Source organism: Corallococcus macrosporus (assembly GCF_017302985.1).
In the GTDB taxonomy this organism is placed as follows: domain Bacteria; phylum Myxococcota; class Myxococcia; order Myxococcales; family Myxococcaceae; genus Corallococcus; species Corallococcus macrosporus_A.
The window spans coordinates 2,242,838-2,265,711 of sequence record NZ_JAFIMU010000007.1 but is presented as its reverse complement, the minus strand read 5'-3'; the positions used below and the strand labels follow the sequence as shown (position 1 = coordinate 2,265,711).

Sequence of the window (22,874 nt, the reverse complement as noted above, 5' to 3'; positions counted from 1 at the left end):
GCACTTCGCCCGGAAGGAGCCTCACCTCATGAAGGCCGTCGCCGTCATGTTTCCCTCGCGCGAGGTGCGCGTCCTCGACGTTCCCGAACCGCGGCTGCACTCGCCCACCCAGGTCAAGGTGCGCACGCTGGAGATTGGCGTGTGCGGCACCGACCAGGACATCCTCAAGGGCCATCACGGCGCGGCGCCGAAGGGGGAGGACCACCTCATCCTGGGCCACGAGTGCCTGGGCGAGGTGATGGAGGTGGGCGCGCACGTGCAGGGCCTGAAGCCGGGGGACCTGGTGGTGCCCCGGGTGCGCCGGCCCTGTCCGCACGCGCACTGCCCCGCGTGCCGCCACGGCCACCCGGACTTCTGCGTGACGGGGGACTACACGGAGCGCGGCATCCAGGGCGCGCACGGCTTCTGTTCAGAGCACTTCGTGGAGGACGCGGCCTACCTGCACAAGGCGGACGACAGCTTGCGCGGCGTGGCCGTGCTCACCGAGCCGCTCACCATCGCGGAGAAGGGCCTGCGCGAGCTGGCGCACATCCAGTCCCGCCTGCCGTGGAAGCCCGCTCCCGGCAAGGCGCTGGTGCTGGGCGCGGGGCCGGTGGCGCAGCTGGGGGCCATGGCGCTGATGCGCGGGGGCTTCGACGTGACGGTGTACTCGCGCAGCCCCAAGCCCAACGAGAAGGCCGCCGCATCCGAGGCGGTGGGCGCGCCGTACATCTCCTCGAAGGAGGTGTCGGTGGAGGATTTGAAGAAACAGCTGGGCGGCGTGGCCGTCATCTACGAGGCGACGGGTGCGTCGAAGGTGGCCTTCGACTCGCTCCAGGTGCTGGAGGAGAACGGCGTGCTCATCTTCACCGGCGTGCCCGGACGCGAGGAGCCACTGGAGCTGAAGGGCGACCAGGTGCTGGGGCAGCTCGTCCTGGGCAACCGGGTGATGTTCGGCACGGTGAACGCGGCGGACAGCGACTTCCGTGAGGCGCTGGAGGACCTGGCCCGCTTCCGCGCGAAGTGGCCGGGAAGGGTGGAGGCGCTCATCACCCAGCGTCACCCGCCGTCGGAGTTCGCGAAGGTGGTGGAAGCGAAGGGCGGCATCAAACACGTCATCTCATTCCAGGAGCATGCCCGGTGAATCCCCATCACGAGGACCTGAAGGGCGGCGTGGCCATTGAAGACCACGGCGTCATCGGGGACCTCCGCACGGTGGCGCTGGTCGGCAACGAAGGCACCATCGACTGGCTGTGCTACCCGCACTTCGACAGCCCCAGCCTCTTCGCCGCGCTGCTGGACCCGGAGAAGGGTGGGTACTGGCGCGTGTCCCCGGAGCCGGACGGGGTGATGAAGCGCCAGTTCTACTGGCCGGACACCAACGTGCTGGTGACGCGCTTCTACACGCCCAATGGCGTGGGGGAGCTCATCGACCTGATGCCCCTGGGCAGGGGCGCGCGGGCGGAGGGGCGCGAGGTCCTGCGGCGCATCCGCGTGGTGCGCGGGGAGATGTCCTTCCGCATGGAGTGCTTCCCGGCGTTCAACTACGCGCGCGACGAACACGAGACGCACGTGGTGAAGGGCGGCGCGGCCTTCGTCTCCAAGACGCTGAGCATGCAACTGGTGACGCCCGTCCCGCTGAAGCAGGAGGGCAACGGTGTCGTCGCGCACTTCACGCTGAAGGAGAGCGAGTCCGCGGTCTTCACCCTGCGCGAGGGCGGCATCGAGGGCTGCCACCACCACCTGCACACGCACGACTCCGCGGAGAAGCTCTTCCGCGACACGGTGGACTACTGGCGCCACTGGCTGTCCAAGTGCAAGTACACGGGGCGGTGGCGGGAGATGGTGCAGCGCTCCGCGCTGGCCCTGAAGCTGATGACCTTCGAGCCGACCGGGGCCATTGTCGCCGCGCCCACGTGCAGCCTGCCGGAGTCCCCCGGCGGCACGCGCAACTGGGACTACCGCTTCTGCTGGCTGCGCGACGCGGCCTTCACCGTCTACGCGTTCCTGCGCATCGGCTTCAACGATGAGGCCGAGGCGTTCATGCGCTGGGTGGAGAAGCGCTGCGCGGAGAACGGGGACGGGCCCCTGCCGCTGATGTTCAGCCTGGACGGCTCACCGGTGCCCAGGGAGGAGGAGCTCAAGCACCTGCGCGGCTACGGCGGCGCGCAGCCGGTGCGCATTGGCAACCTGGCGGCGAAGCAGCTCCAGCTGGACATCTACGGCGAGCTGATGGACTCCGTGTACCTGTCCAACAAGTACGCGGTGCCCATCTCGTATGACTTCTGGAGTCACCTGCGGCGGCTGGTGGACTGGGTGTGCGACCACTGGCAGATGGAGGACGAGGGCATCTGGGAGATCCGCGGCTCACGCCGGCACTTCGTCTACTCGAAGCTGATGTGCTGGGTGGCGGTGGACCGGGCCATCCGGCTGGCGGACAAGCGCAGCCTGCCGGCGAACCGCTCGAAGTGGCTGAAGACGCGCGACGCCATCTTCGAGGAGATCATGGACAAGGGCTGGTGCAAGGAGAAGGGCGCCTTCATCCAGGCCTACGGGCACGAAGCGCTGGACGCGGCGAACCTCCTGATGCCGCTGGTCTTCTTCCTGTCACCGGTGGATCCGCGGATGCTCTCCACGCTGGACCTCATCCGCAAGGCGCCGAGGGACGGGGGGCTCACGTCGGACGGCCTGGTGTTCCGCTACGAGGCGGACGAGAAGCTGGATGGGATCGAGGGCAGCGAAGGCACCTTCAACCTGTGCAGCTTCTGGCTGGTGGAGGCGATGACGCGCGCGAGCCCGGTGCGGCCGGACCTGCTGGACGAGGCGCGGCTCATCTTCGAGCGGATGCAGGGCTACGCGAACCACCTGGGGCTGTACGCGGAGCAGACGGGCATGTCCGGCGAGGCGATGGGCAACTTCCCGCAGGCGCTCACGCATCTGTCGCTCATCAGCGCCGCGTACAACCTGGACCGGACGTTGGGCCGCCACGATTGACGAGGGGACGGTAGACTCGCGCGCACCCGCCATGCCCGAACTGTACCCGCTGCTGTTCCGCTTCGCCGTGAAGGCGGACGCCCACTACGACGTGCTGAGCCGCCGCGTGCGCAAGGGGCTGGGCATCGCCCCGCCGCTGCGCATCCTGCCGTACCGGGGCTACGGCACCCCGGAGCGCGTGGTCATCAAGGCGCGCGTGCTGGAGGAGCGCAAGGTGACGCCGCAGCGCCAGCGCCACACGCTGTGGAGCAGCGCCGTGGCCTCCTACAAGCGCTACATGACCCGCGAAATCGCCAGCGCGCACGTGGCGGTGCGCTGGGGGGACAAGCGCTGGGAGGGCGTCACCGACGAGGAGGGCTTCCTGGAGCTGTGGGTGCCGCCGCCCGAGGGCGTGCGCTCCGGCTGGCACATGGTGGAGCTGGAGCTGCTGTCCCCGGAGGCCGAAGGCGTGCCGCGCGTGTCCGCGCCCGTGCGGGTGGCGGGGACGAGCGCGGAACTGGGCGTCATCAGCGACATCGACGACACGGTCATCGCCACGGGGGTGACGGATCCGCTCAAGCGCGCGTGGGCGCTGTTCCTCACGGAGCACCGGGTGCGGCTGCCCTTCCCGGGCGTGGACGCGTTCTACGCGGCGCTCCAGGCGGGCGCGAGCGGCACGGCGGACAACCCCATCTTCTACGTGTCCAGCAGCCCGTGGAACCTCTACGAGCACCTGGACGAGTTCCTCTCCATCCACCGCATCCCCATTGGCCCGCTGCTCTTGCGTGACTGGGGCCTGTCGCGGGACGGCTTCGCGCCGGGCGGGGGACACGGGCACAAGCTGGACAAGATCCGCGGCGTGCTGGAGACGCTGGCGCACCTGCCCTTCGTGCTGATTGGCGACAGCGGCCAGGAGGACGCGGAGCACTACCGCACCATCGTGCGCGAGTACCCGGGCCGCATCCGCTGCGTCTACATCCGCAACGTGCCGGGGAGCTCCAAGCGCGGCGCGCAGATGGAGGCCATCGCGAAGGACATCCGCGACGCGGGCAGTGAGCTGGTCGTCGTGGACGACACGGTGGCCGCCGCGAGGCACGCGGCGCGCGCCGGGTGGATCCGCTGGGAGGAGGTCCCGGAGGTGGAGGCCCACCGCCGCGAGGACGCCGCGCGCAGCGCCCTGGGCGAGCGGGGCTGAAGATTTCCAACGTCACACGTCACGGCGCGGTGACACCCGCGCGTGCGCCATGTTGTCGCTTGAGGGTGGGGAGGGGGCTGTGGCAGACGCGGGCCTCCCTCGCTTCATTCCCCCCGAGGTCGTCAACATGATGCGAAACACCCTGAAGTGGTCCGTGCTGGCCTCCGCGCTGCTCCTGGGCGCGTGCGACAACACGCCGTCCGAGCCGACGCCGGAGCCCGCGCAGTCCGTGCGCACGGTGGAGTCGAAGCTGAGCCAGATCGAGCTGGAGTGGGAGGGTCCGACGCCGCTGCTCGAGTCCATCATGGAGGCCGGCAACGACGACTGCGACGCGCACAACAACTGGTGTGACGGCACGCTGGACGTCTACGGCTTCCCCTGGTCGTCCCCGCAGGCACCCACGCTGTCGGACGCGGTGGAGTCGGTGTTCGCGCTGTCGCAGGACTACAGCTACTTCCCCTGGCAGGACCGGGGCACGGTGCCGTTCAGCACGCTGTCCGACACGCTCTTCAAGTTCGAGGCGCTGGACCCGGCCCTGCTCACGGAGATTGGCAACGGCACGGAGCCCGTGCAGATCCGCTACTTCTACTCCACGTACCTGGTGGCTCCGGGCGCGTCTGACTGGAACCACCTGTTCATCGTGCTGTTCCCCCAGTCGCACCGCGTGGCGGTGTTCAACCTGGTGAACCACGAGATTTGATTCACCCCACGGGGCGGCCGCTCTGCATCTGCACCATGCGGAGCGCGCGCTCCATGAGTTCTCCCTGGGCGGAGCGCTTGTCGGTGGGCGTGGCGGCGGTGCGCCGCCGCCACGTGCCGTCCGAGCCCAGCTCCCACGCGCCGCTGGTGTCCACCATGCAGCGCTCCACCACGTCCTTCACCTGCGCGGCCAGGGCCGGGTCCTCCACGGGCGCCAATATCTCCACGCGGTGGTCCAGGTTGCGCGGCATCAGGTCCGCGGACCCGATGTAGCAGCGCGACGTGGGGCCCCGGTCGAAGGCGTAGATGCGCGGGTGCTCGAGGAAGCGGCCCAGGTTGGAGACGACGCGGATGTTCTCCGACACGCCGGGCACCCCCGGCCGCAGGCAGCAGATGCCGCGCACGTTGAGCTCCACGCGCACGCCCGCGCGGGACGCGTCGTAGAGCGCGCGGATGATGCCCGGGTCCACCAGCGCGTTCATCTTCATCAGGATGCGCGCGGGCGCCTCCGGCGTGTGCGCCGCCTGCGTCTTCTTGATCTCCTCCAGCAACCCCTCGCGCATGGTCAGCGGCGCCACCAGCAGCTTGCGGAAGGAGCGCGGCCGGCCGAAGCCGGTGAGGAAGTTGAAGACGTCCGCCACGTCCGCGCCAATGTCCGGGTCGGTGGTGAACAGCCCCAGGTCCGTGTAGAGCCGCGCCGTCTTCGGGTTGTAGTTGCCCGTGCCGATGTGCACGTAGTGCCGCACCCGCTCGCCCTCGCGCCGCACGATGAGGATGGCCTTCGCGTGCGTCTTCAGGCTGGGAATCCCATACACGACGTGCACGCCCGCCTCTTCCAGCGCGTTCGCCCAGCGGATGTTGGTGCGCTCGTCGAAGCGGGCCTTCAGCTCCACCATGCACACCGCCTGCTTGCCGTGCTCCGTCGCGCGGATGAGCGCGGGCACCAGCGGTGAGCTGTCCGACGTGCGGTACACCGTCTGCTTCAGCGCCAGCACGTCCGGGTCCTCCACCGCCTCGCTCACGAAGCGCTCCACGGAGGAGGCGAAGGACTCGTAGGGGTGGTGCACCAAGAGGTCGCCCCGGCGCATCGCGGACATCACCGTGCCCCCGCCGTCCGGGGACTCGTTGTCCGTGCGCAGCCGCGCCTGCGTCACCGGCGTCCACGGCGGGTCGCGCTGCTCGGAGAAGCCCGGCGTCATCGCCAGCGACATCACGTCCGCCAGGTCCAGCAGGCCGTGCTCCTCGTACACCTGCCGGGGCTCCAGCGTCAGCGCCTCCACCAGCGGCTCCAGCAGCTTCGCGTTCATCCCCGCTTGGATCTCCAGGCGGATGACGTCCCCGAAGCGGCGCTGGCTCAGCTCCGTCTCCACCGCCTTGAGCAGGTCCTCCGCGTCCTCGGACACGGTGAAGTCCGCGTCGCGCGTGACGCGGAAGAGGCTCCAGTTGAGGACCTCCATCCCGGGGAACAGGTCCCCCAGGTGCTGCGCGATGATCTCCTCCAGCGGCACGAAGAGCGTGCCCCCCTTGAGCGGCACGAAGCGGGGCAGAATCTCCTTGGGCACCTTCACCCGCGCGACGCTCTCCTCCTCCGCCACCGGGTCGCGCAGCAGCACCGCGAGGCTCAGGGACAGGTTGGAGATGTACGGGAAGTGCCGCCCCAGCCCGATGGCCAGCGGCGTGAGCACGGGGAAGATCTGCTCACGGAAGCGCTGATCCACCTGCGCGCGCTGGTCCGCGTCCAGCTCCTTCATGGACAGGATGCGCAGGCCCTTCTCCGCCAGCGCGGGGCGCAGGACCTTCTCGAAGCAGTCCGCGTGGCGCCGGCCCTGCTCCAGGATGCCCGTGTGCAGCTTGTCCAGCGTGTCACCCGGGGACGCGCCGTCGGGAACCAGGCGCCCCACGCGCGCGGCGATCTGCTCGTGCAGCCGCGCCACGCGGATCATGAAGAACTCGTCCAGGTTGCGCGCGTAGATGGAGATGAACTTCAGCCGCTCCATCAGCGGCACCTCCGGGGACTCCGACAGCTGGAGCACCCGGTCGTTGAAGGCCAGCCACGACAGCTCCCGGTTGAAGAACAGGTCGCTGTCCGGCAGCTCCATGCCCGGCGGGACGACGTCCCGGTCCAGGGTCTTCTGGGTGGTGTTTTTCGCGGCGGCGCGCTTCGCCATGACGGTGACTCCTCGAGATGAGCCTCAGGGTGTGCCCTCTAGCAGCCCCGCACCGCGTGGATTGTGAACTCGTACGTTCGTCCAGGTACCGGACATCCGGGCGTATCCCACCCTGAACACCCCGGGCAGTGGCCGGCGGGGCGTGCGGGCCGTGGCCCCGCTGTCAGTCCAGCGCTTGAATCCGGCGGAGAGTGGCGGCATTCAAGAAGGGTGAGCACTCCCAACGCCCCGCTTCAGACCGCCTCGGAGGGTGTCCCCGCGGACACGTCCCCGGATGCCCTGTTCACGGCCTTCCGTGAGGGGGCCCAGAAGAAGTCCAGCCGCTTCACCTTCACCTGGTTCGTGGCCGCCGCGGTGCCGGTGGTGCTCGCCCTGGGGTTCTTCTCCCTGTGGCGCCTCAACGGGACGTCCTTCTCCGTCGTCACGCCGCACGGCATCAAGGTGCTGCGCGCGGGGATGACGACCCAGGAGGTGGGGGGCCTGCTGGGCAACCCGCTCACGCTCCAGAAGCAGGGCGACCAGGACTGCTACCGCTACGGCCGCCCCAACTTCGTGAACGAGGTCTTCGTCGTCTACTCCGTCTGCTACGAGCAGGGGCAGGTGCGCGACGTGCTCACGCACCAGTACTCGGCCTGGCAGATCGACCCGGCGACGGGCACCTTCGTCGCGCCGGGGCAGCCGGCCGGGCCCAAGAACCCGGCGGGCTAGCGGCTAGGCCAGCCCGGCCTCGGCGCCCTCGAAGGTCACCCGCGCCTGCGTCATCACGTGCTCCACGGCGAGCAGGTGCCACGCGACGTCGGTCATCTGCGCGGACGCGGCCGGGTCCAGCATGGACTCGCGCAGCTGCGCCTCGGTGATGCCGAAGGGCTCCGAGGACTCCTTCAGCAGCTCCAGCGCGTACTGGGGCGTGAGCTGGAGCTTGTCCCGCTGCGCGATGGCGCGCAGCACCAGGGCGATCTTGAGCCGGCGCTCCACGTCTTCGCGGATGCCCGGGTGGTGCAGCCAGCCGTCCAGCGCCTCCTGCTGCTCCTCCAGGCTGAAGAACTTCTGCGCCAGCACCTCGCCCTCCGCCTGCTGCCAGCGGCGGCGGATCTCCTCGTCCACCAGCGCCTTGGGCACGGTGACGTTGGAGCGGGCGACGATCTCGTCCAGCACGCGGTTGCGCGCGTCCACCCAGAGCATGTCGGCCATCTCGCCCTCCATCTCCTCCACGATGGAGCTCATGACCTCTTCATGCGTGGAGCCGCGGCCCAGCTGCTGGAGGAACGCGTCCGACTCCGTGTCGGGCATGCGCACCTCGCGCGCGGCCTTCACGTCCACCAGGAAGCGCGCCGGCATGCCGCGCAGCTGCTCCGCCGGGTAGTTGTCCGGCAGCACCAGCCCCACCTCCACGCTGTCGCCCACGCTGGCCTCGGCGATGACCTCCGAGAAGCCGGGCAGCATCACCTGGGGGGCCAGCTCCATCCAGTAGCCCACGCGCGTGCTCAGCGGGATGAGGCGGCCGTTGGCGTAGCCCAGGATGTCCAGTTGCACGTCGTCGCCCATGGCCAGGGCTTCCCCTTCCGCGCGCTGGCGGACCTGCGCCTTCGCGCGGGCCAGCTCGTGGAAGCGCTCCAGCAGGTCCTCCTCCGTGAGGTCCTCGCCCTGGGGCACGCGGATGTTCAGGTTCTCCAGCGACGGGGCCTTCACCTCCGGCAGGTCCGCCTGGTGGCCCAGGCCGGGCGCGATGGGCAGCCGCTGCACCAACTGGTGCACGGGGACCGGCGCGGGGGCGGGAGCCTGCTGCGCGGGCTTCGCGCTGGCGGGGGGCTTGGGGCTTCCGGAAGGGGCGGCGGCGGACTTCGCCGGCTTCGCCGGGGCGGAAGACGGGCCGGACGCCTTGGCGGCCGGAGACTTCTCAGGGGGATTCTTCTTCGTGGCCACCGGAGGGCCTCCTGGCAGGTAGCGACCGTGGTCCCAGAGGGGATTGAAACGAGCGCGTCTCACTCGGCCACGGTGCCTACCAGAAAAGGGCCCTCCGGGGACACCCCGGGCTCTTGCAGCCCGGGGCCCTCTACGTCACTGCGTCCTGCTTAGCCGAACAGGCCGCCGACGAAGCTGGAGACCGCGGAGACGGCGGCGCCCACCTGGCTGACCACCGGGATGTTGGTGGCGGCGGCGATGGAGCCCACGGCGGTGATGACGCCCGTGACCTTCTTGGTGGTGCTGGCGTTCGGGTCGCGCAGGGTGGAGATGGCGTTCGCCGTGTCGAAGGCGGCGATGGCGATGTTCGCGCCCGGGGCGAAGCGGCCGGCGGCCTTGGCCAGGGTGCCCCCGGCGGCCTTGGCGGCGGCGGTCGCGCCGGCCTTGGCGGCGGCCTTGCCACCCTCGGACAGGGCGGCCTTGGCGGCGGCGCGGGTCGCGGTGCCCGTGGCGGCCTTCAGGGCCACGCCGGACTCGCTGACGGCGGTCTTCAGGGCGGTGCGCACGCCGTTCTTGATGGCGGAGGAAGCGCCACCCTCGAAGGCGGCCTTGGCGGCGGCGCCGGCGGCGGCGCGGGCCAGCTTGGGACCGGCGCCCGGGACGGCGGCCTTGAAGGCGCCGCTGGCGGCCTTGTACGCGCTGCCGAACTTGTTCACGTCGCGGGCCAGCTCCAGGCCGCCCTTGACGGTGCTGACCGCGGTCTTGCCGGCGGTGGCGACGGAGCCCAGCGCCTTGTTCCAATCCTCGCTGGAGCCGGAGCGCACGGCGTTGCGCACGTCACCGATGGCCGTGCCGGCCTGGCCCACCAGCTTCACCGCGTTGGTGATGGTGCCCACCGCGCCGCCCGCGATGCCCAGCTTGCCCTTGAGGTCCAGCTTGGTCTTCGGGTCCGTGGCCTTGGAGACCAGCTTGTCCACGTTGCCCTTCAACGTCGCCTTGAAACCGTCCGTCTTCAGGCTCTTGACGTTGTCGAAGCCGTCCTTCACGGCCGTCTTCACCTTGTTGAAGGTGTCGTAGCCCTTCTTCGCCTGCGTCCCGATGTCCTTCGCCGCCTTGATGGGGTCCTGCTGCACGTGGCGGATGGTGTTGCTGACGGCACTGCGGGCGCGGTCGATCAGGCTCATTTGGGGCTCCCTCGTCGGAGTTCGAGGAAATTGGGAAGGGATGCGGACGACTTGCCGGGATTATCGCAGCAGCCGCCGATCAGTTGCGTAGCACCTCACATCTGCTGAGAAGGTGGGTGGGACACCCCGGTTTTGTCACAGCGCGTCAGGGCTCCCGGCAGTCCGGGTCCGCGTCGTCGGCCCGGCCATCCGCGTCGTTGTCCGCCCCGTCGTGGCAGTGGCCGGCCTCGGAGGCGACCCACTCGGTGACGTGGAGGGTGTAGCGGATGGGGGTGTCCCGGTCCGGCCGGGCCATGCCGTCCACCACCACCAGCACCGTCTGCCCCTGGGCCAGGGTGAGCTTCAGCGCCGGGGCGTCCTTTGTCGTGGGATGTGGGTTCGCGGCGCAGCCCAGCTCCGTACCCCGGCAGCCGGTGAGGAGGTACAGGGCGTGGCCGCCCGCGTCCGGGTCCCCGGCGGGGGAGGTGTCGAAGACGAAGGTGCCGGCCTTGGGCGCCGTCCAGAGGTGGGCGCGGTCCTGCTGGAGCAGCGCGCCGCAGGTGCCCTGGAAGCCGTCGCCGGAGAGGGCCGTCTCCCCCTGGAAGGTGAGGGGCAGGGCACTGCCCAGGTCGTGGTGGGCGCAGCCCTGGCCCTTGCAGCGGGGGTCGTCGCGGCACTCGGTGTCCGCGCAGTCCACCCAGCGGTCCCCGTCGTTGTCCATGTTGTCGAAGCAGGCCCCGGCCTCGCTGGAGCGCAGCTCGTCGATGTGGAGCTGGAAGGAGCCCTGGGTGAAGGACTCGCCGGCCAGGGCGTCCACCGTCACCAGGACGCGCTGGCCTTGGGTCAGCGTCACCGCCACCCGGGACCCGCCGCCGTAGCTGATGCCGTCCTTCGCGCACGCCAGCTCCTCGCCGCCGCAGCCGTCCGCGTACACGGCGATGACGGACCGGATGGCCGAGCGGGCCGTGTCGAAGGTGAAGGTGCCCGCCTTCGGCGCCGTCCACAGGTAGCCCCGGTCCGGCGCGCCCGCGCCCCCGCAGGAGGCGGCGTGGTCGTCCCGGGCCTCCACGGTGGAGCCCGTCAGCGACACCGGCAGCGCGCTGCCCAGGTCCCGGTCCACGCAGAGCGGCTCCGGCGGCGCGCAGACGTTGGGCACGCCCGTGCCGGCGCAGGTCTCTGGCGCCGCGCAGGTGCCACACTCCAGCGTCCCGCCGCAGCCGTCCGCCACCGCGCCGCACGTCGCGCCCAGGAAGCCGCAGGTGGCCGGGCGGCAGCCGGGCGCCGCGCAGACGTTGGCGGTGCCGCCCCCGCCGCACGCCTGGCCTTCCGCGCACGCGCCACAGTCGAGCATCCCGCCGCAGCCGTCCGCGACCTGCCCGCAGTTCTTGCCCAGCGCCTGGCAGGTGGACGGCGTGCACGCGGCCTTGCCGCAGACGTTGGGCACCCCCGCACCGCCGCACGACTCGGAGCCGAGGCAGCCTCCGCACTCCAGCACCGCGCCGCAGCCGTCGGACACCCGGCCGCAGTTGACGCCCAGGGCCGCGCAGGTGGTGGGCACGCAGGTGCCGGCGCCGCAGACGTTGGCCTGTCCGCCTCCGCCGCACGTCGCGTCCGCCGCGCAGGCGCCGCACTCCAGGACGCCGCCGCAGCCGTCCAGAGCCTCGCCGCAGTCCCTTCCCAGCGTGGCGCAGGTGGCCGCCTGACACTGGGGCGTGGCGCAGACGTTGGCCACGCCGGCCGCGCCGCAGGTGAGCCCCTCGCCGCACGCGCCGCACTCCAGGACGCCGCCGCAGCCGTCGGACACCGGGCCGCAGTCCTTGCCCAGGGCCTCACAGGTGGTGGGGACGCACGGGGCGCGGCCGCACACGTTGGCGGTGCCGCCCCCGCCGCACGTCTCGTCCGGTCCGCAGGCGCCGCACTCCAGGACGCCGCCGCAGCCGTCCGCGACCTGCCCGCAGTTCTTGGCCAGCGCCGCGCAGGTGGCGGGGACACAGGCCGGGGGCCCGCAGGCGTTGGGCACGCCAGCGCCTCCGCAGACCTCCGGCGTCGCGCAGGTGCCGCAGTCCAGCACGCCGCCGCAGCCGTCGTTAAGCGCGCCGCAGGTGGCTCCCCGCGCCGCGCAGGGGGTGGGCACGCAGGGCATGGGGCCGCAGACGTTGGGCACGCCGCCTCCGCCGCAGGCCTGGCCCTCCGCGCACTCGCCACAGTGGAGCGTGCCGCCGCACCCGTCGATGGCGTAGCCGCAGTCCAGCCCCTGGGACTCGCACGTCATGCGCGTGCAGAAGGACGGGGGCTTCTGGCTCAACAGCCCGGAGGACGTGTCGTCGGGCAACGTCCGGCCGCACGCCGTCCACAGCCCCAGGAGGACCACCCATCCCGCCAGCCAGCCTGTCCGCCCCATGCCCCGTTCCCGCCACCCGTGAAGGGCCCGCCCGTCATCGGACCCGCGTCCGAGGGTGGGGACCCGACCGGTGCCCGCGAAGCGGCGGCAAGCCCCGGTGGGTCGCCAGCGGTCGGAAAGGCGTCACTGTCCCACCCCGCCCGCCGGGAAGGCGCGCACTGGTGGACACCGCGTGGACCGGGGAGGGGGGTGGGCGCGGGGGCGGGGGGCCCCCACCGTGAACGGACGCGGGGGCGAGAGCGGACACGTGCGTCCGGCGGGGAAGGGACACCCATGGCAGGTCCCAGGCGCTTGGCACAGGAGGACGGGTGGGGGCTCGGGGCGAGCCTCGTGCTGGCGTTCGTCCTGCTGGCCATGGCGGTGGGCGCGCTGCTGACGACGCGCAACTCCGTGCAGTCGCGGGTGATGGAGCGCTCCCTGGACCTGCAGGAGGTGGGGCAGCTGGGGCGCGCCTTCAGCGACAAGGTGTCCCTGGCCAACAGCGCGTTGCTGGCGGGCGGACAGTCGCTCGTGCAGGACACGGCGCGGGCCCGGCAACGCTTCCTGGACACCGAGCAGCGGCTGCGCGAACGGCTGACCGCCGCCGAGGACCAGGCGCTCCTGGAGGAGGTGGGTGAGGCCGAGCAGGTGCACGACACCGCCCTGCGCGCCCTGCTGGACACCCCCACGCCGCGGGAGCAGAAGCTGGCGCGCGAGCGGCTGGCCCGGGCCCACGGGCGGGTGCGCGAGGCGCAGGCCCGGCTGGAGCGCAAGGTGCTGGCGCGGCTGGCGCGGGAGAACCATGCGGCGCTGCTGACGGACCGCTGGGAGACGGCGCTGCTGCTGGTGGCGTCCCTGCTGGGGCTGGGGCTGGCGGCGACGCTGGCGTGGGTGCTCCACCGCCGGCTGCACCCGCTCAAGCGCGAGGCGGCGGCCAGCGCGCACCGCTTCCAGGCGCTGGTGGAGGGCGTGCGCGACTACGCCCTGGTGCTGCTGGACGCGCGCGGACGGGTGGCCAGCTGGAACCCGGGCGCGGAGCGCATCAAGGGCTGGAGCGAGGCGGAAATCCTGGGCCGCCCCTCCCTGGTCTTCTACACGTCCGAGGACGCCGCGGCGGGCAAGCCGGAGCGGGAGCTGTCCCGGGCGTTGCAGGACGGCCGGCTGCGCACGGAGGGCTGGCGGCTGCGCAAGGACGGCTCGCGCTTCTGGGCGGAGGTGTCCATCACCGCGCTGCGCGACGAGGACGGCAGGCCACAGGGCTTCTCCGTGGTGACGCGCGACATCACCGAGCAGCGGCGCAACGAGCGGATGCAGGAGCTGCTCGCGGAGGCCGGCCGCGTCTTCCATCAGTCCCCGGACCCCGACCTGACGGCGGCGGAGGTGGCGCGGCTGCTGGTGCCGGAGGTGGCGGACGGCTGCATCCTCTACCTGCTCACGCCCGCGGGCGAGCTGCGGCCGCGCGCGGTGACGCACGTGCAGCCCGAGCGCGAGGCGAGCCTCTGGGAGTCCCTGCGGCGCTTTCCGCCCCGTGCGGGCATGCCCCCGGTCGTCTGGGAGGTGATGCGCACCGGGCGCTCGCAGCTGGACGTGGAGGTGGAGCCGCAGGACGTGGAGGCCTCCGCGGAGACGGACGAGCACCTGGTGCTCATCGAGCGCGTCGCCATCGGGTCGTCGATGGTGGTGCCCCTGCGCGCGGGCAGCCAGACCCTGGGCGCCTTCGTGCTGATGACGGCCCGGGGCCACCGCCGCTTCACGCACGCGGACCAGGTGCTGGTGGAGGAACTGGCCGGCCGCGCGGCCCTGGCGCTGGAGAACACGCGGCTGTTGCGCGAGGCGCGCGAGGCCGTGGACCTCATCGCCGTCACCGCGCACGACCTGGGCAATCCCTTGCATGCGCTGCAATTGCTGCTCAGCAAGGTGCAGCGCGCGCAGGCGGCCGGCCGCCACGAGGACGTGCGTCAGGGATTGGTGGCCGCGCGAGGACAGGCCCAGCGGCTGGGGCAGCTGCTCCACAACCTGCTGGATTTGTCCCGGCTGTCCTCCGGCAAGCGGGTGCTGGACGCGGCGCCCGTGGACCTGGGGGAGCTGGCGCGCGAGGTGGTGGAGCGCTTCGCGGAGGCCGCCGCGCAGGCGGGCTGCGACCTCAAGCTGGAGGTGGAGCCCGGGCAGGTGGGGCAGTGGGACCGCATCCGCCTGGACCGGGTGGTGACCAACCTCCTGTCCAACGCGCTGAAGTTCGGCCGGGGGCACCCGGTGACGGTGTCGGTGTCCGCGCTGGACGTGGAGCACACGCGGCTGCGCGTGCGCGACGAGGGCGTGGGCATCGCGCCGGAGGCCCAGCGCCGCGTCTTCGAGCGCTTCGAGCGGGAGCGCTCCCGCAAGGCGGAGGCGGAGGCCGGCTATGGGCTGGGGCTCTACATCGCCCGCCAGCTCGTGGAGGCGCACGGCGGCGTCATCCACCTGGACAGCGTGCCGGGACGCGGCGCCACCTTCACGGTGGACCTGCCGCGCATCCCCCGGCCGGTGGAGGAGACGTCCGTGGCGGAGTCCCCTCCGCTCCAGCAGTGACGTCTGTCCTGGCTAGAGGTGCAGCGACGGCACGGGGGCGACGAGGCCGGGCTGGATGGGGAAGTCCGGGGGCAGCTTCTCGCGCTCCTCCAGCCGCTCGAACTCCAGCGAGTCGTGCGCGCAGAAGACCTTCACCTGGTCGCCGTGGTGTTGCACCAGCTCGCGCAGCCGGCGCAGGTTGTACCAGCGCATCCACCCGTCCTTCTGCATCAGCTTCTGGTACGCGCGCAGGCCCGCGGTGCAGCGGTAGCGGTCCAGGTCCATCTCCCCGTGGTAGAAGTACGCGTCGCCCGCGTGCAAGAGCCACCCGTCCCCGGTGTCGATGGCCACGCCCGCGTGTCCCAGCGTGTGGCCCACCAGCGGCACCAGCAGGATTTCCGGCGGCAGCCCGGTGAGCTCGCGCACGCAGTCGAAGCCGAACCAGCCCTCGCCGCGGTGGGGGACGTAGGTCTCCCAGCGCGTCTCCTTGGACCACTGCTGGGGGCGGAAGCGCGCGCGGTCCAGCCAGCTCTTCTGCGCGGTGGCCACGCGGTACTCGTCCGCGAGCACGTGCACGCGCGCGTGCGGGAAGTCATCCAGGCCGCCCGCGTGGTCGAAGTCCAGGTGCGTGAGGACGATGTCGCGCACGTCGCTGGCCTGGAAGCCCATCCGCTCCAGTTGGCGGATGGCGGTGGCCTCCTCCGCCAGGGCGGGGCGGCAGAGCACGTCGCGGAACAGGCCGTTGAGCCGCACGCGCGGCGCGTACACGTCATTGAGGCCGAAGCCGGTGTCCACCAGCACCAGACCGCGCGGCGTCTCCAACACCAGACAGTGGCAGGCGAGCGCCGCCGGGCCGGTGAAGCCGCGCCGCCCATCCATGAGCCGCCGGCCAGGCGGGCACATCGTGGTGCAGTTCAGGTGGTGGATGCGCATGGCGGCTCCTGCTCCCGGGTCCGTTCGTTCAGGGCAAAAGTGCGCCGTGCTCCCCCTGGGAGGAATCACCACACCCGGGGCGGGACAGGGGCTCGCCCGCCTGGGGGGCGTCGGAAGGTCCGTCAGGGGGCGGGAGACTGCCCGGCTGCCTCACCGCCGAGCGGCGGGGCCGACATCAGCACCAGCGCCTCACCTGGCGCGACGGAGCGGTGCTCCACGCCCCGGGGGACGATGAGCAGGTCTCCCTCCTCCAGGTCCACGGCGCGCTCGCGCAGCTCCACGCGCAGGGCGCCCCGGGTGACGAAGAAGAGGACATCCCCGGTGGCGTGCTGGTGCCAGGGGCTGGTGCCCGTCAGCCGCACCAGGTGCATGGGCTGACCGTGGAGGGTGCCCACGGTCCGGGCAATGCCAGGCGCCGGCAGGTCGGTGGAGGCGCGGGCCAAATTCACCTTCTCCACGAGGGGAAGGGGAGCGGGGACCGGAGGGGACGGGGGCCGGCGGCGCGAGTCCCAGCGAGGGGGACGTCCGCCAGCGAGGGGTGGGGTCCGGAGAATCGTGCTCATGCGACAGGGACTCCTTCAGGGGGGACCGGGTCCCACCCCCTCTTGGGTTGTCTTGCTTTCTGCCATTGTCCGGGCCTGTGTTTCACCCCCTGCCGCGAGGGCCGGTCCGGTATCCGACGGAAAAGCGCCGGTAAGATAGGGATTGCCTCACCGGACGGCAGGCCCGCCCCCGGGGCCGGGGTGTCCGCTGCCGGAGGCCCCAGCGTGTGGTGAAGAACGGGCAGCCCCGGGGGACGACGCTGAGCTCCTGAAGGCTGTCGCCTCACCCATCCCGACGCACGGCCCGGTACGCCTGGGCGGGATGCTTGGGGTTATCAGGATGGGTGCGTTCGAGGAGACCCTCTTCGACCATGGCCTTGAGGTGCCGCTCCGTCAGCTTGTCCGGGCTGAAGTGGAGCACCTTGGCAAGCTTCGCGGGGTGCCAGGGCCGAAGTGAGGTGAGCGCCAGGATGGCTTCGCGCAGGGCCGCCTTTCTGGGCCGGAGTCCTAGCTTTTCAATGATTTCCCGAGATTGGGGGTCGATTTCTTCCGGCTCCTTGAGCTCCCCCCGATCCGCTGCGAACTCCCCCCGATCCGGCGCGAACTCCCCCCGATCCGGCGCGAACTCCCCCCGATCCGCCGGCGGGAACCCCCCCCGATCGGATGGCAACTCCCCCCAATCCGCTGATGGCTCTCCAAAATTGGATGGCAGCTCCCCCCGATCCGCTGACAGGGTCTGTCCCACATTTACCCGCAGCGTGACGACCACGGCGCCCGTGACTTCGGCGAACTCCGGGGTGGAGAGCCCGGCGGCGCGGCACATCTCGGCGACGCGGTTCGTGCCCCGGCCCCACTTCTCGATGAGCCCCGCCCGATAGAAGACCTCCGCGATGATGGGATTGCGCTGCACCGAGAGGTGCGGACGCACGAGCGATTCAGGCGTGATGCCTTTGGGGTACCGCCCCGCGCTCCAGATCTCCACGCGGTCATCGAAGATGGCGAGCGATACCGCGCCACCCGCGATGCTGTAGTCCCGGTGGATGAAGGCGTTGACCAGCAGCTCGCGCATCGCATCCGGTGGAATGAGTGGACGGTCCACGCGCTGCAGTCGGCCTGGTTCGATGCGGCCAGCCAACGGGAAATGCCGCTGGCAGAACAGCTCGGCTTCCTCAAGCAACCGGAACGCCGGTCCACGCACGTTGCGTTGATCGAGGAACTCCGTCTTGTCGGTGCCGCGAAAACGGGCCATGCGCAGCTCGCACTGCGGATGGTGGGGAAGGAAGGTCTTGCCAAAGAGCACGACCGCCGCGCGCAAGAGCCTTCCCCTGTGGCGGACGCCAAGACGGTCGAGCAGCTCGGGCAGGCCCCGTCCTACAGGTCCCACGAGCCGTCCCGCGGAGCGCGCCGCTTCGACGATGCGCATCACCTCCTCGCGGTCCAGCTCCTGGAGGGAAACCTCGTCGGCCTCCTGGTTCTCCCAGCGGCGACGGCTGTGCGCACGCTCCAGCAGCAGCAACTCATACCGCTCCTGCGCCATCTTGCGGGTCGTGTTTCCCACCCGCTCGTAGGCGCGGCCGTCGAAGGTATACGGCACGGAATCACTGATACCGCCCACGGTGAGCACGAGGACGCTGCGCCCCGAAGTGACCTCCACAGTCTGGATGTGCAGGTCGAGCGGGGGCTCGAAGCGCTCCCGCGCGGTCGCGATGTCATGCAGGGTCTGTTCGCTCACCTGCTGACCGATGAGTTCCCCGCCAGGCTTTACGCCAAGGAGCACCCGGCCGCCCTGCCCATTCGCGAAGGCGCAGAGCGTGTGCATCGCCTCGCGCAATTCACCTGTGGAGCGTTTCAGCTCGAGTGTGGCGGATTCTCCCCTGGCAGCGAGTTGGGCGAGGTCTGGAATCATGGCGGGCCGGCTCTGCATCAGCCGGGCCCGCCACGGTCCAATGCTGCTCCCTCGAAGACGCGGCCTCGCCAGGCGTGCACGGTGTCCGGATCGGGACGTGCGTTGACGCCGTGAGACGGTGTTGCCTTCTACAGGCAGTCACCCAGGCCGGCGTAGAGCGTGGTGCTCGTGCCGGGCAGCGTCGCGTAGAGGGGCGACGGGCCGGAGAGCGCCGCCAGCAGCGCGGTCATCGTGGTGCCGCTGGCCAGCGGGCTCTGGCAGGTCCAGGTCTGCGTCTGCACGGTGATGGCCCCCGTGGTGGGGTTGATCTCCTCGTTGCTCGCGGCGAACGTCCAGACGCACTGCCCGATGACGCCTGTCTTGCTGTTGACCGAACACTGGAAGCGCAGCGACTGGATGTTGCTGTAGTCGCCCTCGCAGAACGTGTCCCCACAGATGTCGTCGAAGTCCGCCTTCAGGTTCGAGCGCAGCTCCAGCCACGCCGGATACTCCGGCCGGGAGGACAGGTAGGAAGTGGCATCGACGTAGCTGGACCGCGTCTGCGCCACGCCGAGAGGCGCCGACAAAGACAACCCCAGCGTCGACAGCACCAGCCACGAACGGGTGTTCATCACGGAAGACCTTCCTGGAAATGACCGCCCCACGGGCGAGACGGTCACGCGAAGGCCATACGGCTTTGACACGAAGTTCAAGCAAACCTTCGTTCACGAAGATTCCGCGAAGATGTCTGGTGACTGCCTGCTTGCGCGCTAAACGACCGATCGTGATTCTCGAACGGTCTCAAGCTGCGCGTCGAGCGGAGGCGACGCGCAGCAAGGGGCTGGCGGACTTCTGGGTGTTCCGTGCGTCGAGGTAGGCGTCCACCTCGGTCATGAGCGCCTCCATCTTCTTGCAGCGATGGTTGCGGGTGACGTTGGCGTGCACGTCCCACCACACGCGCTCGATGCGGTTGCCCTCCGGGCAGTACGGCGGCAGGAAGTGCAGCACCAGCCGCTCACCCAGAGCCTCCAGCGCCTTCTGCGTCTTTTTGCTGGAGTGGGTGGCGGCATTGTCGAGGATGAAATGTAGGCGCTTCGCTCTGGGATAGGCGGCGTCCACGGCGCGCACCAGGTCGATGAAGAGCGCACTCGTCTTCTTCTCCCCCTGCACCCAAGTCATCCGGGCCGTGCTCGCATCCAGCGCCCCTGCCACGAAACGCTTCTGGTTGTTGCCGGGAGTGACGACCTCTCTGCGCTGTCCGGGCAACGTCCAGTCGGGGCCGATTTTCGGGTTGAGGTGCACGTCCATTTCATCCTCGAAAAGCACGGGCTCGTCGGGCCGGGCGAAGGCCGCACGGCATTTCAGCTGCCAGAGGCGCCGTCGACGTCGGCGCTCCGGCCAAGGGCAGCGCACCACGGGACGCGGACGCCTTCTGTGGGCTCCCACCGAGGCCAAGGCGCGTCCCATCGTCGCGGGCGAGACGCGTACCCGGCCTCGCCTCTGCACCTCACGCACCAGCAACTCGCGCGTCCACGTCGTGCGCCGCCAACCGGACTGCTGCGGCGTGCCTTCCAGCACCCGGCGCAGCGTCTGCCGAAATCGCTCGTCCACTTTGCGTGGCCCATTCTGAGCGCGCCTGTCCGAGAGGCCTTCTCGGCCTGACTTCTGGAAGCGCTGAACCGCGGACACCACCGTGGACGTGGCGCACAGCAACTGCCGCGCTGCTTGCGCCCGTGACTGACCACTGGCCACCTTCGCTACCGCCAGGCACCGCCGCAGGGTGAGCGGGCAGCCAGTCCTCTCTCCCCAGCGAATCAGCCGCCTGCGGTCAGGACATCGCAGGCGCAGCTGTTGCCTTCCCTGAGGCAGGGCTCGCTTCTTCATCCGGTTCTTGCGCACACAAGGCCGAACGGCGCGAGCTCCTGCCCCTTTCCTTCAGCTCCCAGCGCCTGCCTACCCTCCGAGCCGATCGGGATTCATGCGCGGTCGTTTAGGCGTCCCGCAGCATCCGCTGGACGCGGGCCACGAGCAGGTCCATGGCTACGGGCTTGGTGACCATCTCCATGCCCGTCTGGAGGAACCCGGACGCCTGGGCCGCGGCCTGGGCGTAGCCGGTCATGAACAGCACCTTGAGCGCCGGGCGCCGCTGCCGGGCCAGGTCCGCGAGCTGCCGCCCGGTGAGGCCCCCGGGCAACCCCACGTCCGTCAACAGCAGGTCCACCTGCGGCAGGGACTCCAGCAGGCGCAGGCCGGAGGGACCGTCGTCGGCCTCGCGCACCTGATAGCTCCACTCGCGGAGCACCTCGACGATGAGCGCGCGCACCACCGGCTCGTCCTCCACCAGCACCACCACCTCGCCGCCGCGCGCGCGGTGCTCCTCGCCCAGGGCCTGCGAGGGCGGAGACTCCGCGCCGGGTATGCCCTGGAAGCGCGGCAGGTACAGCGACACCGTGGTGCCCCGGCCGGGCTCGCTCTCGATGCGCGCCGAGCCCTCCGACTGGCGAGCGAAGCCGTAGATCATCGACAGGCCCAGGCCGGTGCCCTGGCCCAGCGGCTTGGTGGTGAAGAAGGGCTCGAACGCGCGCGCGATGACCTCCGGGGGCATCCCCGTGCCCGTGTCGGTGACGCTCACGCGCACGTAGGCGCCGGGCATCAGGTCGCCGCCCGTGGGCACCTCCAGTTGGGCGTTCCCGGTCTCGATGCGCAGGCGTCCACCCGAGGGCATCGCGTCGCGCGCGTTGATGACCAGGTTGAGGACCGCGCTCTCCAACTGGTTCGGGTCGCACAGCGTGGTCCACGGCGCGGGGGTGAGCGCCAGCTCCAACTGGATGGTCTCTCCCAGCGTGCGGTGCAGCAGGTCCTCCATGGAGGCGACCAGCTGGTTCACGTCCGTGGGCCGGGGGTCCAACGGCTGCCGCCGGGAGAAGGCGAGCAGCCGGTGCGTGAGCGCCGCGGCCCGGTGCGCGGAGGCCTTCGCGCCGGTGACGAAGCGGCCCAGCTCCTCCGTGCGCCCCTGGCTCACGCGCCGCTGCAGCAGGTCCAGCGATCCGATGATGCCCTGGAGCAGGTTGTTGAAGTCGTGCGCGATGCCGCCGGTGAGCTGGCCCACCGCTTCCATCTTCTGGGCCTGGCGCAGCGCCTCCTCGGCCTGGCGCAGCGCCTGGGCCGCCTCGCGCTCCTGGGTGATGTCGCGCGCCACGGCGTGGACGCGGCCCTCGTCCGGCACGGCCGTCCAGGCCAGCAGCCGGTAGGAGCCGTCCCGGTGACGGAAGCGGCTCTCGAAGGCCAGCGTGGTGATGCCCGCGGCCAGGCGCCGCATCTCCGCGGCGCTGGGCTCGACGTCGTCCGGGTGGAGGAAGTCCCTCACCGTCCGGCCCGCCATCTCCGCCTCGGTCCAGCCAAGGATGCGCGTGGCGGACGGGTTCACCGTGAAGATGAGGCCGTCAATCCCACACACCATCATCAGCTCTTGCGACAGCCGCCACAGCCGGTCGTGGTCCGCGGTGCGCACGCTGAGCTGCTGCTCCAGCTGGGCGGTGAGCACCTGGAGCGCCGCCTCCGCGCGCTTCTGGTCGGTCACGTCGTAGACGACGCCCGGCAGCCGCCGCACGCCTTCACGCGGGGCCTCGCCGCGGCGGGCAATCCATCGCTCCTCGCCGGTGTCGTCGCGCAGGACGCGGTACTCGATGTACTCCAGCGCGCCCTGGGACAGGATGCCGTCCACGGTGCGGATGCGGGGCCGGTCGTCCGGGTGCAGCCGCGCGATGAGCTCCGCGATGGGATACGCGGGGCGCACCGGCAGGCCCCAGATGTGACAGAACTCCTCGGACGTGTAGACGGTGCGCGTCTCCTGATCCAACTCGAAGACGCCCACGCCGCCCGCGCGCTGCGCCAGCTGCAGCGTGGCCAGCGTGGCCTGCTTCTCCCGCTCCGCCCGCACGCGCCCGGTCGTCTCCAGCGGCGCGCAGTACACGCCCTGCACGGTGCCTGCGTCGTCGCGCACGGGCACGTACGCGAACGTGAACCAGCGCTCCTCCGAGACGCCCTCGTACGTGACGGTGAGCGGAAGGTCCTCGAAGGCGACCGTCTCCCCCGCGAGGGTGCGATCCAGGAGCGGCTTCAGCGCCGGCCAGACGTCCGGCAACACCCGCGCGCAGGGTTCACCGAGCGCCGGGTGCCGCGCGCCGATGAAGGGACGGTACGCGTCGTTGTAGAGGTAGCAGAGCTCCGGGCCCCAGACGACGAACATGGGCGTGGCCGCGTCCAGCATCATGCGGACCAGCGCGCGCAGCGCGTGGGGCCAGGCCTCCGGCGGCGGCAGGGGCGTCGCGGACCAGTCCTGCTGGCGCATCCGTTCCCCCATCTCTCCGCCACCGGCGAGGAACGGGAGGGAGGAGCCGCAAGGAGGTGGCGGGCTGTCACGCAAGGCCGGGTCTCAATACCAAGCGACCGCTGGGATTGCCATGGATGACAAGGCCCGCCCCCTCGTGGAGGAAGCGGGCTCGCAT

General features: G+C 70.9%; 16 protein-coding genes. 6 read left to right on the top strand and 10 right to left on the bottom strand.

All coding sequences use genetic code 11. The features are described 5' to 3' along the window. Positions 1-28 precede the first annotated feature (28 nt). The 4 genes from JYK02_RS21645 (at position 29) to JYK02_RS21630 (ending at position 4,847) form a co-directional block, all read left to right on the top strand. On the top strand, positions 29-1,123 hold the full coding sequence (locus tag JYK02_RS21645; RefSeq protein WP_207053681.1) for a glucose 1-dehydrogenase: 1,095 nt from the start codon (positions 29-31) through the stop codon (positions 1,121-1,123). Next, a complete protein-coding gene (locus JYK02_RS21640; RefSeq protein WP_207053679.1) occupies positions 1,120-2,973 on the top strand; it encodes a glycoside hydrolase family 15 protein in 1,854 nt (617 codons plus the stop codon). The genes JYK02_RS21645 and JYK02_RS21640 overlap by 4 nt, the downstream gene beginning before the upstream one ends. A gap of 31 nt (positions 2,974-3,004) precedes the next feature. Further along, positions 3,005-4,147: an App1 family protein gene (locus JYK02_RS21635; RefSeq protein WP_207053677.1), complete on the top strand. Its 1,143-nt coding sequence runs from the start codon at positions 3,005-3,007 to the stop codon at positions 4,145-4,147. Between the two features lie 127 nt (positions 4,148-4,274). Beyond that, on the top strand, positions 4,275-4,847 hold the full coding sequence (locus JYK02_RS21630) for a hypothetical protein (RefSeq protein WP_207053674.1): 573 nt from the start codon (positions 4,275-4,277) through the stop codon (positions 4,845-4,847). A 1-nt stretch (position 4,848) separates the two neighbouring features. On the opposite strand, the gene ppk1 is transcribed toward JYK02_RS21630, so the two are convergent. Further along, positions 4,849-7,014 carry a polyphosphate kinase 1 gene (gene ppk1, locus JYK02_RS21625; RefSeq protein WP_207053673.1) on the bottom strand — a complete coding sequence of 722 codons (2,166 nt, stop codon included), beginning with the start codon at positions 7,012-7,014 and terminating at the stop codon, positions 4,849-4,851. Positions 7,015-7,224: 210 nt separating this feature from the next. On the opposite strand from ppk1, the gene JYK02_RS21620 reads away from it, so the two are divergent. Beyond that, positions 7,225-7,722 carry a hypothetical protein gene (locus JYK02_RS21620; RefSeq protein ID WP_207053671.1) on the top strand — a complete coding sequence of 166 codons (498 nt, stop codon included), beginning with the start codon at positions 7,225-7,227 and terminating at the stop codon, positions 7,720-7,722. 3 nt (positions 7,723-7,725) lie between these two features. Here JYK02_RS21620 and JYK02_RS21615 read toward each other — a convergent pair whose 3' ends face one another. The 3 genes from JYK02_RS21615 to JYK02_RS21605 all read right to left on the bottom strand — a co-directional run bounded on the left by JYK02_RS21615 (position 7,726) and on the right by JYK02_RS21605 (position 12,480). After that, on the bottom strand, positions 7,726-8,937 hold the full coding sequence (locus JYK02_RS21615; protein ID WP_207053670.1) for a peptidylprolyl isomerase: 1,212 nt from the start codon (positions 8,935-8,937) through the stop codon (positions 7,726-7,728). A 149-nt stretch (positions 8,938-9,086) separates the two neighbouring features. Beyond that, on the bottom strand, positions 9,087-10,100 hold the full coding sequence (locus JYK02_RS21610; RefSeq protein ID WP_207053668.1) for a hypothetical protein: 1,014 nt from the start codon (positions 10,098-10,100) through the stop codon (positions 9,087-9,089). A 145-nt stretch (positions 10,101-10,245) separates the two neighbouring features. Then, entirely contained in the window at positions 10,246-12,480 is a 2,235-nt protein-coding gene (locus tag JYK02_RS21605) for a tryptophan synthase alpha chain (protein ID WP_207053666.1), read from the bottom strand. Positions 12,481-12,753: 273 nt separating this feature from the next. Between JYK02_RS21605 and JYK02_RS21600 the strand changes: the two genes are divergently transcribed. Continuing rightward, positions 12,754-15,027, top strand: coding sequence for a sensor histidine kinase (locus JYK02_RS21600; protein ID WP_207053664.1), 2,274 nt, complete (start codon positions 12,754-12,756; stop codon positions 15,025-15,027). Positions 15,028-15,039: 12 nt separating this feature from the next. Here the strand turns inward: JYK02_RS21600 and JYK02_RS21595 are convergent, their stop codons facing one another. The 6 genes from JYK02_RS21595 to JYK02_RS21570 all read right to left on the bottom strand — a co-directional run bounded on the left by JYK02_RS21595 (position 15,040) and on the right by JYK02_RS21570 (position 22,717). Next, positions 15,040-15,939 (bottom strand): MBL fold metallo-hydrolase, encoded by a 900-nt coding sequence (locus JYK02_RS21595; RefSeq protein ID WP_207053661.1) that lies wholly within the window; start codon positions 15,937-15,939, stop codon positions 15,040-15,042. 122 nt (positions 15,940-16,061) lie between these two features. Beyond that, positions 16,062-16,382, bottom strand: a complete 321-nt coding sequence (locus JYK02_RS21590) for a cupin domain-containing protein (RefSeq protein ID WP_207053659.1) — start codon at positions 16,380-16,382, stop codon at positions 16,062-16,064. 382 nt (positions 16,383-16,764) lie between these two features. Next, positions 16,765-18,387 (bottom strand): ATP-binding protein, encoded by a 1,623-nt coding sequence (locus tag JYK02_RS21585; protein WP_207053657.1) that lies wholly within the window; start codon positions 18,385-18,387, stop codon positions 16,765-16,767. A 128-nt stretch (positions 18,388-18,515) separates the two neighbouring features. Continuing rightward, a complete protein-coding gene (locus JYK02_RS21580; RefSeq protein WP_207053655.1) occupies positions 18,516-18,998 on the bottom strand; it encodes a hypothetical protein in 483 nt (160 codons plus the stop codon). A gap of 169 nt (positions 18,999-19,167) precedes the next feature. Continuing rightward, on the bottom strand, positions 19,168-20,250 hold the full coding sequence (locus JYK02_RS21575; RefSeq protein ID WP_431603473.1) for an IS630 family transposase: 1,083 nt from the start codon (positions 20,248-20,250) through the stop codon (positions 19,168-19,170). Positions 20,251-20,356: 106 nt separating this feature from the next. Further along, entirely contained in the window at positions 20,357-22,717 is a 2,361-nt protein-coding gene (locus JYK02_RS21570; protein WP_207053653.1) for a PAS domain S-box protein, read from the bottom strand. Between the last annotated feature and the right edge of the window lie 157 nt (positions 22,718-22,874).

What these genes read in the sequence shown, in the direction of transcription:
- JYK02_RS21645 (WP_207053681.1), top strand. Translation starts at nt 29, where the DNA reads ATGAAGGCCGTCGCCGTCATGTTTCCCTCGCGCGAGGTGCGCGTCCTC.
- JYK02_RS21635 (WP_207053677.1), top strand. Translation starts at nt 3,005, where the DNA reads ATGCCCGAACTGTACCCGCTGCTGTTCCGCTTCGCCGTGAAGGCGGAC.
- JYK02_RS21630 (WP_207053674.1), top strand. Translation starts at nt 4,275, where the DNA reads ATGATGCGAAACACCCTGAAGTGGTCCGTGCTGGCCTCCGCGCTGCTC.
- ppk1 (WP_207053673.1), bottom strand. Translation starts at nt 7,014, where the DNA reads ATGGCGAAGCGCGCCGCCGCGAAAAACACCACCCAGAAGACCCTGGAC.
- JYK02_RS21610 (WP_207053668.1), bottom strand. Translation starts at nt 10,100, where the DNA reads ATGAGCCTGATCGACCGCGCCCGCAGTGCCGTCAGCAACACCATCCGC.
- JYK02_RS21605 (WP_207053666.1), bottom strand. Translation starts at nt 12,480, where the DNA reads ATGGGGCGGACAGGCTGGCTGGCGGGATGGGTGGTCCTCCTGGGGCTG.
- JYK02_RS21600 (WP_207053664.1), top strand. Translation starts at nt 12,754, where the DNA reads ATGGCAGGTCCCAGGCGCTTGGCACAGGAGGACGGGTGGGGGCTCGGG.
- JYK02_RS21595 (WP_207053661.1), bottom strand. Translation starts at nt 15,939, where the DNA reads ATGCGCATCCACCACCTGAACTGCACCACGATGTGCCCGCCTGGCCGG.
- JYK02_RS21585 (WP_207053657.1), bottom strand. Translation starts at nt 18,387, where the DNA reads ATGATTCCAGACCTCGCCCAACTCGCTGCCAGGGGAGAATCCGCCACA.
- JYK02_RS21580 (WP_207053655.1), bottom strand. Translation starts at nt 18,998, where the DNA reads ATGAACACCCGTTCGTGGCTGGTGCTGTCGACGCTGGGGTTGTCTTTG.
- JYK02_RS21575 (WP_431603473.1), bottom strand. Translation starts at nt 20,250, where the DNA reads ATGAAGAAGCGAGCCCTGCCTCAGGGAAGGCAACAGCTGCGCCTGCGA.
- JYK02_RS21570 (WP_207053653.1), bottom strand. Translation starts at nt 22,717, where the DNA reads ATGCGCCAGCAGGACTGGTCCGCGACGCCCCTGCCGCCGCCGGAGGCC.